This window comes from Chitinophaga japonensis, from assembly GCF_007830125.1.
In the GTDB taxonomy this organism is placed as follows: domain Bacteria; phylum Bacteroidota; class Bacteroidia; order Chitinophagales; family Chitinophagaceae; genus Chitinophaga; species Chitinophaga japonensis.
The window spans coordinates 189,200-203,131 of record NZ_VLLG01000005.1 but is presented as its reverse complement, the minus strand read 5'-3'; the positions used below and the strand labels follow the sequence as shown (position 1 = coordinate 203,131).

Annotated in this window: 16 protein-coding genes; 13 read left to right on the top strand and 3 right to left on the bottom strand. The window is 54.7% G+C overall.

Features of this window, described 5'->3' with window-relative positions; genetic code table 11:
* Nucleotides 1-31 precede the first annotated feature (31 nt).
* The 11 genes from ccoS (at nt 32) to LX66_RS22150 (ending at nt 9,963) form a co-directional block, all read left to right on the top strand.
* Nucleotides 32-214, top strand: a complete 183-nt coding sequence (gene ccoS / locus LX66_RS22200; RefSeq protein ID WP_145717657.1) for a cbb3-type cytochrome oxidase assembly protein CcoS — start codon at nt 32-34, stop codon at nt 212-214.
* 8 nt (nt 215-222) lie between these two features.
* Nucleotides 223-2,376, top strand: a complete 2,154-nt coding sequence (ccoN, locus tag LX66_RS22195) for a cytochrome-c oxidase, cbb3-type subunit I (RefSeq protein ID WP_145717656.1) — start codon at nt 223-225, stop codon at nt 2,374-2,376.
* On the top strand, nt 2,363-2,542 hold the full coding sequence (locus tag LX66_RS22190) for a CcoQ/FixQ family Cbb3-type cytochrome c oxidase assembly chaperone (RefSeq protein ID WP_145717655.1): 180 nt from the start codon (nt 2,363-2,365) through the stop codon (nt 2,540-2,542). The genes ccoN and LX66_RS22190 overlap by 14 nt, the downstream gene beginning before the upstream one ends.
* A 12-nt stretch (nt 2,543-2,554) precedes the next feature.
* Nucleotides 2,555-3,640 (top strand): cbb3-type cytochrome c oxidase N-terminal domain-containing protein, encoded by a 1,086-nt coding sequence (locus LX66_RS22185; RefSeq protein ID WP_145717653.1) that lies wholly within the window; start codon nt 2,555-2,557, stop codon nt 3,638-3,640.
* A gap of 5 nt (nt 3,641-3,645) precedes the next feature.
* Nucleotides 3,646-5,049, top strand: a complete 1,404-nt coding sequence (gene ccoG, locus LX66_RS22180; protein ID WP_145717652.1) for a cytochrome c oxidase accessory protein CcoG — start codon at nt 3,646-3,648, stop codon at nt 5,047-5,049.
* Between the two features lie 21 nt (nt 5,050-5,070).
* Entirely contained in the window at nt 5,071-5,508 is a 438-nt protein-coding gene (locus tag LX66_RS22175) for a FixH family protein (RefSeq protein ID WP_145717651.1), read from the top strand.
* A gap of 1 nt (nt 5,509) precedes the next feature.
* Nucleotides 5,510-6,226 (top strand): sulfite exporter TauE/SafE family protein, encoded by a 717-nt coding sequence (locus LX66_RS22170; RefSeq protein WP_145717650.1) that lies wholly within the window; start codon nt 5,510-5,512, stop codon nt 6,224-6,226.
* Nucleotides 6,227-6,234: 8 nt separating this feature from the next.
* The gene (gene hemN / locus LX66_RS22165; protein ID WP_145717649.1) at nt 6,235-7,593 is read left to right on the top strand and encodes an oxygen-independent coproporphyrinogen III oxidase; all 1,359 of its coding nucleotides are present in this window, start codon (nt 6,235-6,237) and stop codon (nt 7,591-7,593) included.
* 94 nt (nt 7,594-7,687) lie between these two features.
* Complete coding sequence (locus LX66_RS22160) at nt 7,688-8,512, top strand: universal stress protein (protein ID WP_145717648.1); 825 nt, start codon at nt 7,688-7,690, stop codon at nt 8,510-8,512.
* Between the two features lie 9 nt (nt 8,513-8,521).
* Nucleotides 8,522-9,040: a flavodoxin domain-containing protein gene (locus LX66_RS22155; RefSeq protein ID WP_145717647.1), complete on the top strand. Its 519-nt coding sequence runs from the start codon at nt 8,522-8,524 to the stop codon at nt 9,038-9,040.
* Entirely contained in the window at nt 9,037-9,963 is a 927-nt protein-coding gene (locus tag LX66_RS22150; RefSeq protein ID WP_145717646.1) for a 1-phosphofructokinase family hexose kinase, read from the top strand. Before LX66_RS22155 ends, LX66_RS22150 begins: the two co-directional genes overlap by 4 nt.
* 7 nt (nt 9,964-9,970) lie before the next feature.
* On the opposite strand, the gene LX66_RS22145 is transcribed toward LX66_RS22150, so the two are convergent.
* From LX66_RS22145 to LX66_RS22135, 3 genes are all read right to left on the bottom strand, one after another.
* The gene (locus LX66_RS22145) at nt 9,971-10,159 is read right to left on the bottom strand and encodes a hypothetical protein (protein ID WP_145717645.1); all 189 of its coding nucleotides are present in this window, start codon (nt 10,157-10,159) and stop codon (nt 9,971-9,973) included.
* A gap of 6 nt (nt 10,160-10,165) precedes the next feature.
* Entirely contained in the window at nt 10,166-10,972 is an 807-nt protein-coding gene (locus LX66_RS22140; protein WP_145717644.1) for a universal stress protein, read from the bottom strand.
* A gap of 86 nt (nt 10,973-11,058) precedes the next feature.
* Nucleotides 11,059-12,105: an AI-2E family transporter gene (locus LX66_RS22135; protein WP_145717643.1), complete on the bottom strand. Its 1,047-nt coding sequence runs from the start codon at nt 12,103-12,105 to the stop codon at nt 11,059-11,061.
* A gap of 156 nt (nt 12,106-12,261) precedes the next feature.
* Here LX66_RS22135 and LX66_RS22130 point away from each other — a divergent pair, with 156 nt between their 5' ends.
* Together LX66_RS22130 and LX66_RS22125 are read left to right on the top strand one after the other, a co-directional pair.
* A complete protein-coding gene (locus LX66_RS22130; RefSeq protein ID WP_145717642.1) occupies nt 12,262-12,969 on the top strand; it encodes a hypothetical protein in 708 nt (235 codons plus the stop codon).
* A gap of 77 nt (nt 12,970-13,046) precedes the next feature.
* Nucleotides 13,047-13,868, top strand: a complete 822-nt coding sequence (locus tag LX66_RS22125) for an adenine nucleotide alpha hydrolase family protein (RefSeq protein WP_145717640.1) — start codon at nt 13,047-13,049, stop codon at nt 13,866-13,868.
* Nucleotides 13,869-13,932 lie beyond the last annotated feature (64 nt).

Sequence of the window (13,932 nt, the reverse complement as noted above, 5' to 3'; positions counted from 1 at the left end):
ATACTTTTGTGACCATCTAATCAATATAACCATGAGTGTCATCATATTATTACTCGGAGCCAGCCTTACGGTAGGGCTCACTTTCCTGGCGGCCTTCATCTGGTCTGTGAAGAGCGGCCAGTTTGAGGATGATTACTCCCCGGCCCGCCGTATCCTGTTTGATGACGCGCCGGCCACCGAAGAAAAACAACACAACGCAATAACAAAACAATAGATCTTCTTATGTCGCTCGAAAAATTCTCTTATGACAACCGCACGGTAAAATGGTTTGCCTACGCCACTGTAGGATGGGGACTGGCAGGCATGCTGGCCGGGCTGTGGATAGCCTTGTCGCTGGCCATTCCTCAGCTCAACCTGGACTATGCGCCTACTACTTTTGGCCGCCTGCGGCCGGTGCATACCAATGCCGTGATCTTTGCCTTTGTGGGCAATGGCATTTTTATGGGCGTTTATTATTCCCTGCAGCGCCTGTGTAAGACCCGTATGTACAGCGACCTGCTGAGCAAGCTGCATTTCTGGGGCTGGCAGGCCATTATTGCCGGCGGCGCGCTGACCCTGCTCATGGGCTATACCACCGGCAAGGAGTATGCCGAGCTGGAATGGCCTTTTGACATAGCCATTACCGTAGTATGGGTGATATTCGGAGCCAACATGCTGGGCACCATCCTGCGCCGCCGGGAGGCCCACCTGTATGTGGCCATCTGGTTTTACATCGGCACCTGGGTGGCCGTGGCCATGCTGCACATCGTAAACTCTTTCGAGATGCCGGTGTCGCTGTTCAAAAGCTACAGTTGGTATGCCGGTGTGCAGGACGCGCTGGTGCAATGGTGGTACGGGCATAACGCCGTGGCCTTTTTCCTGACCACGCCCTACCTGGGCCTGATGTACTATTTTATACCCAAGGCCGCTAACCGCCCGGTTTATTCCTACCGCTGGTCCATCATACACTTCTGGGCGCTCATATTCATCTACATATGGGCCGGTCCGCACCACCTGTTATATACGTCCCTGCCGGAATGGGCGCAGTCCCTGGGCACGGTATTCTCTATCATGCTCATTGCGCCTTCCTGGGGCGGCATGCTGAACGGCCTGCTCACCCTGCGCGGCGCATGGGACCGGGTAAGGGAAGACGCGATCCTGAAATTCTTCGTAGTAGCGCTTACCTGTTACGGGATGGCCACTTTTGAGGGGCCTATGCTGTCGCTCAAGAACGTGAACGCTGTGAGCCATTTCACCGACTGGACCATTGCGCATGTGCACGTAGGTGCATTGGGCTGGAACGGTTTCCTCACCTTTGGCATCCTGTATTGGCTGATGCCCCGTCTTTTCTCCACCCAGCTCTATTCCCGCAAATGGGCCAACACGCACTTCTGGCTGGGCACCCTGGGCATCATCTTTTACGTGATCCCCATGTACTGGGCGGCCTTTACCCAAAGCATGATGTGGAAAGCCTTTACCGGGGAAGGACAGCTCAAATACCAGTTCCTGGAAACGGTAACTACTATTGTGCCCATGTACGCGCTGCGCGGCCTGGGCGGTACCTTATACCTGTGCGGTATGGTGCTGATGATCGTGAACCTGGCGAAAACAGTGCGCCGCGGCACCTTTGTGGCCAATGAGCCTGCAGAGGCAGCGCCCCTGCCCAAAGTGATACCGGTATACGGCAAAACGCACTGGCATAACTGGATTGAAAGAAGGCCGGTGCAAATGACCGTCTTCAGCCTGATCGTAGTAGGCATAGGCGGCATCTTTGAGATGGTGCCCACTTTCCTGGTGCGCAGCAATATCCCCACCATCAGCAGCGTAAAGCCTTACACGCCCCTGGAACTGCACGGGCGCGATGTGTACATCCGCGAAGGATGCTACACCTGTCACTCGCAGATGGTACGGCCCTTCCGCGATGAAGTGGCCCGTTACGGGGAATATTCCAAAGCAGGCGAGTTTGTATACGACCATCCCTTCCAGTGGGGGTCCAAGCGTACCGGTCCCGACCTGGCGCGTATAGGCGGCAAGTATCCCGATAGCTGGCACTACAATCACATGCTGGACCCGACGTCCATGTCGCCCGGCTCTATCATGCCCGCCTATCCCTGGTTGCTGGACGACCGCATAGATAAAGCGAAGACACCGGCCATGATCCATGCCATGCGCAAACTGGGCGTGCCTTACCCGCATAATTACGAGCTGCAGGCCAACGCCGACCTGGAAAAGCAGGCCAGGGAAATAACGGCCTCCCTGAAGAACGATAAGCTGGAAACGCTGCCCGACCGGGAAATAGTGGCGCTGATCGCCTACCTGCAAAGGATCGGGAAAGATATCAAAGGCGAACCGAAAAAATCTTTAATGGCAAAAGAAGAACAAGATGAAATTCATTAACTACCTGCAGAGCATCGATGGCGTAAGCCTGTACCCGATGGTATCCCTGGTGCTGTTTACCGCTTTTTTCCTGCTGGCCTCCCTGTGGGCGCTGAAAGCAGATAAAAGGACCATTGCGCACAACAGCCGCATTCCCCTGGATAATGATAATACACAAGTGCTATAAACCAGTTACCGTATGAACCGTAAGTCTTTATACCTGTTTGCAACATTTTTACTGTGCATTGTGCTGCCGGCCGCGGCGCAGGGGCAGCCCAAGCCGCCCGGCGCCCTTGACAACCCGGTAGTGCAGTTGCTGCTGGCCATAATTATCGGCTTGCTCATTGCGATTGCCGTGCTGGCTAATGCCGTGATAGGCGCCATGGATATTTATCGTGAGCGCATGAAGAAAGGAGGTGGAGGAGCGGCTGCCATGGCCACCGGTATTATCATCACCGGTCTGTTGCTTAGCAATACGGGTATGGCACAGGAAGCGCAGGCGCAAACAGCCGTTGCCGCCACTACGATCAGCGGGATGTCGCCGGTATCTTTTTACCTGCTGGTATCTGTTATTTCCCTGGAGCTGCTGGTCATTTTTGCCTTGTTGTGGATGCTGCGGCACCTGGTAGGCATTGAGCGCAAGCGTAAGCCCAAACCGGCGCCGGCGCCCGGTAAACCCTCCATTAGCTGGTGGGAGAAGCTGAACAAGACCCGCACCGTGGACGCTGCCTCCGAGCAGGAGCAGGACATGGGACATGATTTTGACGGTATCCGGGAGCTGAACAACCCAACGCCTCCCTGGTGGAAATGGGGCTTTTATTTCAGTATAGGCTTTGCCGTTATATACCTGTGGGTATACCATGTATCGCACAGCGCGCCCCTGCAACTGGAGGAACTGGCCATTGCGGAAGCGAAAGCCGAAGCCGCCCGGCAGGAATACCTGGCCAATGCCGCCAATAATATTGACGAAAATAATGTGCAACTGCTGACAGATGCCGGTGATATTGCCAGCGGGCAGAAATTGTTCGCGGTGAACTGTACGGCTTGTCACGGCGCGGCCGGCCAGGGCATGGTAGGCCCCAACCTGACCGATGCTTACTGGCTGCACGGGGGTAAGGTGAACCAGGTGTTCAGCACCATCAAATACGGTGTGCCCGAAAAAGGGATGAAAGCCTGGAAGGATGATTTCTCTCCCAAACAGATCGCGCAGCTCACCAGTTTTATTAAAACCCTGCAGGGCACCCACCCGCCGGATGGCAAGGAACCCCAGGGCACAATGGAATAACGATCATGGAAGCACAGGCAGACACGTTCAGGGATAGTATAGCCACTGTTGATAAACAAGGGAAACGCAACTGGATCTACGTGCAACAACCCAAAGGGAAGTTGTACCGTTACCGGGTGATGCTGAGTTATGTATACTTCGTGTTGTTTTTCAGCCTGCCGTTTATACAGGTAAACGGCAGGCCCTTGTTTATGTTCAACGTGGTGGAGGGCAAATTCATCCTGTTCGGCGCCATCTTCTGGCCGCAGGATTTTTTCCTCTTCGGACTGGCCATGATGGCGTTCATCCTGTTCATTGCGCTGTTCACCATGGCCTTCGGGCGGCTTTTTTGCGGCTGGGCCTGTCCGCAGACCATCTTTATGGAAATGCTTTTCCGCCGTATAGAATACTGGATAGAAGGCGATGCCGCTGCACAGCGCCTGCTGAACAAAGGTCCCTGGACCGCAGACAAGGTGCGCAAAAAAGCGTTCAAGCATATCCTGTTCTTTGCGCTCTCTTTCGGGATCGCTAATATTTTCCTGGCCTATATCATCAGCATGAAGGAACTGGGGCATATTGTGCGCGACCCATTGTCCGCGCATGTAGGCGGCTTCATTACAATTGTCGCTTTCTCCGGGGTGTTCTATGGCGTGTTCGCCTTTATGCGGGAACAGGTATGCACGACCGTATGCCCCTACGGGCGTTTGCAGGGCGTGCTGCTGGACCGGAACTCCGTGATAGTAGCCTATGACTACAGGCGGGGAGAGCCGCGGGGAAAATTCAAAAAGAACGAGGAGCGGCAGATTGGCGACTGCATTGACTGTATGCAGTGCGTAAAAGTATGCCCTACGGGTATTGATATCCGGAACGGCACGCAACTGGAGTGCGTGAACTGCACCGCCTGCATAGACGCCTGCAATTTCATGATGGAGAAAACCGGCCTGCCCAAAGGCCTGATCCGGTACGCCTCTGAGAATGGGATTGCGGAGAAGCAGCCGCTGCGCTTTACACCGCGCTTGAAGGTGTATACCCTGGTGCTGACCGCCATACTGGGCGCTATCGGCTACCTGCTGCTGAGCCGGCAGCCGGTAAGCGGCACCGTAATGCGCGCGGCTGGCATGCTGTACCAGGAGCGGGGAGTGGACAGCGTTTCCAACCTGTACCGCATCAAGCTGGTCAATAAAACGGCGCATAACCTGCAACTGCAATTGCGCCTTACCGACGCAGGAGGGCAGTTGATCATGGTAGGCCATGACCGGGTGCCGGTGAAGGCAGACGGGCAGGGAGAAGGCACATTCTTTATTGTGCTGCCGCGCCAGGCCATCACCCGGCGCAAATCCACCGTGCATATCACCATGTATGCCGGCCATCAAAAAGTGGGACAGTTGAAGACCACTTTCCTGGGGCCGGTAGCAGCCGGTAGTCATTAACAAACAAAATATTTCATCATTATGAACTGGGGTTACAAGATCATTATTGTATTCATACTATTTGCCGCCGGCATGCTGACGCTGGTGATCAAAAGCATGCGTACCCGCATAGACATGGTTACGCCGGATTACTATGCGGCGGAGCTGCGATACCAGGAGGTAATAGACGGCCGGGAGAATGCCGCCCGCTTGTCGGCGCCGGTGAAAGTAACGCAGGCCGGCAACCGCGTGGAGCTGTTGTTCCCCGGCGAGCTGCACGGCCGTTCGCTCGAGGGCCGGGTACTGTTTTACCGTCCTGCAGATGCGGGGAAGGACCTTTCTGTGCCTTTACAAATGGATGAGCAGGGCCGGCTGGTAATGGACCGTGCGCGCTTCATTGCCGGGCGTTACCAGGTGAAGCTGCAATGGGAGATGGATGGCAGGCCCTATTTTCAGGAAAGCGAATTAATAATTAATTAAAATGTGGCCACTTGTTTTATCCGCCCTCTCACTGGGTTTTCTGGGCAGTTTTCATTGCATTGGCATGTGCGGCCCTATTGCGTTGGCATTGCCGGTACAGCACCTGGCAGGTGGCCGTAAAATGGCCGGCATCCTATTGTACAATGGAGGACGTATCACTTCCTATGCCTTGCTGGGATTGTTTTTCGGCTGGCTGGGGCGGCAGTTCTACCTGGGCGGGCTGCAACAGTGGCTGTCTATTGCACTGGGGACCGTGTTGTTGCTGATCGTGGTCTTGCAGTATGTGGCCGGCCGGCATATGCCGGTAGCAGCGCGTATTGGCTGGCTCACCGGCGGCGTGCGGAAGGTGCTGGGCCGCCTGCTGCACAGGCAGCAGTTCAGCACCCTGTACGCGATCGGTTTTTTCAATGGCTTGCTGCCCTGCGGACTGGTGTACCTAGGCATAGCCGGCTCCCTGGCTACCGCGCACGCTTATGAAGGGGCCCTGTTCATGGCTGCTTTCGGGGCCGGCACCCTGCCGGCTATGGCCGCCGTGACCGGCGCCCGCCATCTCATCAGCCTGCAGTTGCGCAATCGTGTAAAACGGCTGGTACCGGTAGTGATCACTGCCATGGGGTTGCTGCTGATCATGCGCGGCATGAATCTTGGCATCCCCTATATCAGTCCTTCCATGCATCCGGACGCTCCCAAAGTAGTGGAACGTTGTTGTCATAAATAAATACCATTATGAACCTCATTCAGAAATATAATGTAGCGGCCCCCCGCTATACCAGCTATCCCACAGTGCCTTACTGGGATACGGCGCGTTTTACCGTGCAGGACTGGGAACACCGGCTGCAGGGCGCTTTCCGGGCTGCCAATGAAAAAGACGGCATCAGCCTGTACATACACCTGCCTTTCTGTGAAAGCCTGTGCATGTATTGTGGGTGCAACAAGCACATCACCGTGAATCACGCCGTGGAAGCGCCCTATATCCGTGCGCTGTTAAAAGAATGGCAGTTGTACCTGCAGTTGTTCGGTGAGAAGCCGCGCATACGGGAGATCCACCTGGGCGGCGGTACGCCCGCTTTTTTCAGTCCCGGCCACCTGGCAGAGCTGCTGGATGGTATTTACGGGAGCGCCGAGCTGCTGCCGGATGCGGTGCTTGGTTTTGAAGCCCATCCCAATAATACCACCCCTGCGCACCTGGAAATGCTATACAGCCTGGGTTTCCGGCGAATCAGCCTGGGCGTGCAGGACCTGGATGAACGGGTGCAGTACGTTATTAACCGCATACAGCCTTATGAAACGCTGGCAGCGGTAGTGCATAACGCCAGGGCGGTGGGATTTTCCTCCATAGGTTTTGACCTGATATATGGCCTGCCGCTGCAAACGCCGGCCGGTATGGAAAGCACCGTGCAGCAGGTCATGCAGTTGCAGCCCGACAGCATTTCCTTTTACAGCTATGCCCATGTGCCCTGGATAAAAGGAGTGGGACAAAGGCGGTTCTCCGAAGCCGATCTGCCGGCCGATGACGAGAAGCGCGCGCTGTATGAGCTGGGCAAGCGGCTGTTTACCGCCCATGGCTATACGGAGATTGGTATGGACCATTTTGCGCTGCCGGGTAATGCATTGCACGACGCGTTCAGGAAAGGAAGCCTGCACCGTAACTTCATGGGGTATACAGCCGCCCGTACCTCCCTGCTGCTGGGGTTGGGCGCCAGCGCCATCAGCGATTGCTGGAATGCGTATGCGCAGAATGAAAAAAATGTGGCTGCTTATCAACAAATGGTGAACAATGGTGCACTGCCGGCAGTGCGGGGACATTTGCTGGACGCGGAGGACCTGCTGCTGCGTCGGCACATACAGGCGCTGCTATGCCGGTTTGAGACCTCCTGGGAGCCTGTGGGCATCCGCTGCATTGCCCTGCAGGAGAGCATGGACCGGCTGCGGGAGCTGGAAAAGGACGGGCTGGTGGAAATACGGCCTGGCAGGGTACAGGTAACCCCCGAAGGCCGCCCGTTTATCCGCAATATAGGCATGGCCTTTGATGCCCGTTTATGGCGTAAAGTGCCCGAAGCACAATTGTTCAGTACGGCTATCTAAACAGCATCATGACAACAATCAGCGCCTGCTTTGAGCGGTGTCATTCTTTCCGCCGGGGCTGGCCGGTAACTTAGCCGGATAAAACCCAATCACGATGAAAAAAATAATTGCGGCTATTGACGCCATGCACTTCTCCGAAGACCAGTTGGATAGTTTCCTGTATATCACCAAAGAGGCCCAGGGACGGCTGACCATTGTACTGCTGGAAGATATTGTAGGGCAACAGGTGCCGGTGGCCAGCACTTCCACTTTCCAGTATGAGCAGGTCGTGCGGGAAAGCATGGAGGAAAGACGCAGGCTGAGAAAAGAGCATGTGGACAGGGTATACCGCGCCTGTGATAACCGGGGCGAGGATATCAGGATATACGAAACCATCGGTTTCCCGGTAGCGGATGTAATTGCCGCCAGCCGTTTTGCGGATCTGCTGCTGATCAACAACAACACGTCCTTTGCGTTCCTGTACGAAAGCAATCCCCCGAAGTTTGTGAAAGATGTGCTGGCAGACGCGCAATGCCCCGTAATGGTACTGCCGGACAAGGTACATCCCCTGAAAGAGCTGATCTTCTCCTATAACGGCACTTTTTCCTCCATGTACGCCATCCGGCAGTTCTCCCAACTGTTTCCCGGTCTCTCTGATATGCCGGTAAATGTGATATATGTAACGGAAGGCGGCAACAGCGAGCTGCCAAAGGACAGTTCCATCAAGGACTATATGGAACATCACTACGATGAGGTAAGATACACCATCCTGAACGGCGACCCGGTGCCGGAAATGCTGGCGCTGCTCATGCACAGGAGAGATTGCATCGTAACCTATGGCGCCTACGGCAGAAGCCGGATGTCCCGTTTCTTCCACCGCAGCGATGCAGACAGTGTGCTGCGTACCACCGATATCCCCATTTTTATCACCCATCCTTAACTTATATTTATGAAAGGGCTGATCATCTATAAAGGCAAGTACGGCGCCACACGCCAGTACGCCATATGGCTGGGTGCGGCATTGGATTGTGCAGTAGAGCCGGCCGGTAGCGAAATGAAGGAACAACTGTTGGCAGCGGAATATATTATCCTGGGCAGCAGCGTGTATATCGGTAAGCTGCAGTTGCGCAACTGGATATACCGGCACCGGGAACTGTTGGCCGGGAAGCAGCTTTTCCTGTTCCTGGTGTCCGGCACGAAGCCGGAAGAAACGGCCAGGCTGACCGGTTATATCAAGGCCAGCATACCGGAAGATATTTATAAAAGATGCCGCTGCTATTTCTTCCCCGGCAAGCTTGAATTCAGCAAGCTGAGCTGGAGCGACAAACTGCTGCTGAAAATAGGCGCCCGGCTGTCAAAAGGCAGCAAGGACGAAATATCCGTAACAGATTACAATGATGTAAAGCGGGAGCATATCACACCGCTGGTGGATGCGCTGAAACATGAAACTGACCTTTTAAAACAATGATCGTTACTATCACCATTAATCCTGCAGTAGACAAAAGCACCACGCTAGACAAACTGGTGCCCGAGAAAAAGCTGCGCTGTGAAAAGCCGTTGATTGAAGCAGGCGGCGGTGGCATCAATGTGAGCAAGGCGCTTCATGAACTGGGCGGCGACAGCCTGGCGCTTTTCCCTGCGGGCGGCACCAACGGAACGATATTACAGGAGCTGTTAGCCGGTAGCGGTATCCGCTACACGGCTATTCCTGTTGCCTCCAACACCCGCGAGAATGTGATGGTAACCGAACGCGCTACCAATACCCAGTACCGGTTTGTAATGCCGGGCGGTGAGCTGACCGGCGATGAGCTGGAAAAAGTGCTGGCCGCCGTAAAGGAGCTGCAACCGGCTCCCGCTATTATTGTAGCCAGCGGCAGCCTGCCGCCCGGCGCACCGGATGACTGTTACGCCCGGCTGGCGCATATCTCCAGGGAAATGGGCGCCCGTTTCATCGCAGATACTTCCGGCCCCTCCCTGCAGTTGATGGCTAAAGAGGGGCTGTACCTGCTGAAGGCCAACCTCTCCGAATTATGCAGCCTGGTAGGCAAGGATTTCCTGCAACTGGATGAAGTGTATGCTGCCGCCAAACAGGTGCTGGACAACGGGTATTGCGAAGTGCTGGTGGTGTCCATGGGACCTTCCGGCGCCTTGCTGATCACCAGGGACCAACACATCACCGTACCGGCACCGGTAGTAAAAAAGCTGAGCACCGTAGGCGCCGGCGACAGCATGGTGGCGGGAATGGTGTGGATGCTGGAGCAGGGCGGCAGCATGGCGGACATGCTCCGCTTTGGCGTGGCCTGCGGCACGGCGGCTACTATGAGCGCCGGCACGCAATTGTTCAGAAAGGAGGATGTATACCGCTTGTATGAATGGCTGAAAACGGTATGAGCGCTCCTTAAAACAGGTGCTGGTGCTGTATGAATATTTCATACAGGCGCCACATGAGGTACTGGTACAGTTCCTTTAAAAAAGGATAGGCGGCTGCCAGCAACCCGATGGCGGATACCCATGCCAGCGCCTTTTCCATCATGATGAGAAAATGCGGGTGTGGATGCGGCTGCGGATATGATAACGGATGTTGCATAGCTTTTTATTTATGCGCTATAAATACAGGAGTGGCATAACGGTCCACTACTTCTCCTGCAAAACTTTCATGGAATGCCTGCGAGAACAGCGAACGGCCGAAAGCGCCGGCAACCAGCAGGGCTGCGGGCATACGGTTCAGCCAGGAAGCGAATTCGCCGTTAGCGGGTAACTCCAGGTTCATGATCTCAAGATCACTGAAATGCCGGGCGGCCAGTTCCGTAATATAATCCTCGTCCGGGATAGGGGCGGCCGTTTCGCCGCCGGCGTACACCAGCGTGGCAGGGAGCCTGCATAGCTCGGGCAGCACGCAGGCAAACTGCCGGATGGCAAAAACGGAAGATGCACTGCCGTCATATGCCAGAACAAGCTGTTCCGGGAACCGGAATTGTTCAGGCACCACCACCGTGGGGCACTCGGCATCGTGCAGCATATCTGTCAGGTAACCGGTATGCCCGCCAAAGAAGCTTTCGCAGCCCAGTACCAGCAGGTCGGCAAAGCGGGTCTCTTTCCTCAGTTCAGCCAGCGCCAGGTTGTGGAAATGCTTATGTGTCCTGAAATCAATGTTGTTTGCTTTGCACAGCGATTCGAATTGCAGGATATTGGCCGCTACTTTTTCGGAAGTGGCAGGCTCCACGGTGGGAATATTCAGCGGTCCGTCGCCGGCAATATAGCTCCAGGCAGCGGAGAAATCCACCTGGGGCAGAAAAGCGCCGGTAAGCAGGATGGGCGCTGCCTCGTGCAGGCGGCGGGCAAATTCAAATGCGCCCTGGGAAAATTGGGTGCCATCAAAGGCCAGCAGTATCTTTTTCATTCGTCTGAAAGTATTTGATAGCGTCAAAGCTATACGATCAGGCACCCTTAAAAAATGACGGCTGACAATGGGAACGATGATGCCGGTCATGGGGTTCTGCTCAGCAGCAGGTTTAGTCCCTTCCATTCCCCGACATGGTCTGTTACGATCTTGAGGATGGCCACAAAAGGAATGAACAGCACCATACCGGAAACACCCCACAGGATGCCACCAGCCAGGATCGCTACCAGTGTGGCCCAGGTGCTTACATTCAACTGGGCGCCTACCACTTTGGGGAAGATCACGTTGGCTTCGAGGTACTGCACGAAGGAAAACACACCTACTACGCCCAGCGGGTACCAGATGGAGCCTTTGGTGGTCCAGGCTACGGAAATAGGCAGGAGGGCGCTGGCAACAATGCCAATGTACGGGATAATGGTCATAATAGCGGTGAGCATCCCGAAGAGCACGGCATGCCGTATACCCAGGGCCAGCAGCCCGATGCTGTTCAGCGCGCCCACGATAATATATACCAGTATCATGCCCTTGATATAGTTAAAATAGGTATGGATCACTTCCTGCAGGATCCTGTCCAGCCGTTCGCGGTATGCCGGTCCCACCACTACGCGCAGGTACTGCACAAAAACCCGGCGGTGGTACAGGAACAATGCCGCAAACACCGGTACCATGAACAACATGAAGAAAACATTCATCGTGGTGCTGAGCGTGCCTCTCAGCATGTTGCTGACAATGTTCCCCGCGTTCATCGCCACGTTGCGCAGCCAGTTCGTTTGTACATCCAGCGTAACGCCTGCCTGTTCCGCGATCCAGGTCTGTACGTCCAGGAGAAGGATCTCCAGCTTGCGGGCTATCTGCGGCCAGTCGTGCCAGAAGGCGCTTACCTGCCAGGCCAGCAAGGCCAGCAGCATGAGGAACAGCAGCGCCACGATGGATAAGGACACCGTGGTGGCCAGGGTCCTGGACCAGCCTTTGCGCTCCAGGCCCTTGCATACCGGGTACATCACCATCGCCACCAGCAGCCCGAAGAACAGGGGAATGAACAAGGTTTTGCCGAAATACAGGATGGCAGCCGCAAAAAAGACGAGCTGCAACAGCTTTGTCACCGAAGCAACCGTTTGTTGGGGGGAGGTCATATAAGGGTATTTTACGTATTACAATGTTAAGCTTTATTGCGCTACGTGAAGCTGAGCGTGGTAAATATACCGGCTGATCACTATCACTGCCTGCCTTGATGGAAATCATTGATTTCCGCTGCTTTTTACCCCCACTTTTGTAAAAAATGAACCAGTATGTCTCCCTCGTATTCCTATTCCGAATTACAGAAAAAGTTCTGCGAAGGCTTTGTTTTCTATCCTTTTAAGGAGCTGGAACAATATGGCAGCTTTATTTATAAGAACTATGCTCCTTCAGACGGTACGCCCAGGATACTGGATCTGCACAGCAGGTCATTTGACCCTGGCAGCCTGCATGCGCAGGTGCTGCTGCTGAAGCTGCAGCAAAGAGATATCCCGATTGCGGCGGAACTGCTTTACAAGCTGCAATCTACCGGCTATGGGCTGGAAAAACGCTTTAACGCGCTGAAGAGATGCCCGGTTGTGAATATGCAACTGCTGGATACGATGGAAACCTATCACCGTATACTGGCGGTGTACCAGCATCATGTGCAGCAGCATATTGCGGCAGAGCTGGCGGCGATGCCCGGCACCCGGGATAATAAAAGTTACGAAGATGTGAGCACGGACAATATCCGGCAGATACAGGCCATTGCAGAGGAGTTCCTGCGCAGCACCGATATTATCTGCTCTTTCCTGGAAGGTTGCCTGGACAAGCTGCCGGGTTTCCGGAAACTGCAGTTGCTGAAAAACGAGGAGGAAGCGCTCCAGGACCTGCTCAAGACGATAGGCGTATTCCGGGAACTGCAGCTCAAGACCATCCAGGTGCTGGATGAGTGGAAACAGCAGGCTATCCACGTGAAGGATCAGCAGACCCTGAACTGACGAGGATCATATTTCCTGCTGCCATAGATCATCGTTGCCGCCTTTTTCCTTGCCTAACTTTATTTAAAACGAATGGTATGAAGAAAATACTCATTGCCTTTGACGGGGCTCATTTTTCCAAAGGCGCTTTTGAATTTGCCCGCCGGCTGAATGAATTACAGCCCATTTTGCTTACCGGCGTTTTTTTACCGCAGGTGGACTATTCCAGCGCTCTCAGCTATGCGCAGGGAGGTGCGTCTGCCTTTCTTCCCCTGGTGGAAGGTTATAATGCGGAAACAGTGGAGCAGGAAGTGAAGGCATTTGAGGAAGCCTGCGTGCGGCACCACATCGAGTACCGCGTGCACAAGGACCGTTATGACTTTGCCATGCCGGAGCTGAAAAAGGAAACCCGCTTTGCCGACCTGCTGCTGCTGGGCAGTGAAATGTTCTACGCCAACCTGGGCACGGAAACGCCGAACGAATACCTGCGGATGGCCCTGCACAATGCGGAGTGCCCGGTGATCATAGCGCCCGAAACGTTCAATTTCCCGGAAAGTAATGTGCTGTCCTACGACGGCGGTGAAGATGCGGCTTTCGCTATCAAGAGCTTCAGTTGCGTGCTCCCCGAGCTGTGCGATAACAGGACCATCCTGGTGTATGCTACTGAAAAACCCAGGCCGGAAATACCGGATATGGAATATATCAAGGAGCTGTCTGCCCGCCATTTCAGCGACCTTACCCTGCATGTGCTGGAGGCGAACCCGAAGAAATATTTTGACACCTGGATCAGCGATATCAAAAACCCGATACTGGTATGCGGCTCATTCGGGCGCTCCGGTATGTCGCAGGCATTCAGGCGCAGCTTTATAACGGAAGTGATCAATGATCATCGCATCCCTGTATTTATTACCCATCGATGATACGTATGCTATTTTTTAACCCCCGACAACAGCCAAAGAGGCCGCCCCCCAAAGGAGGCGGCCC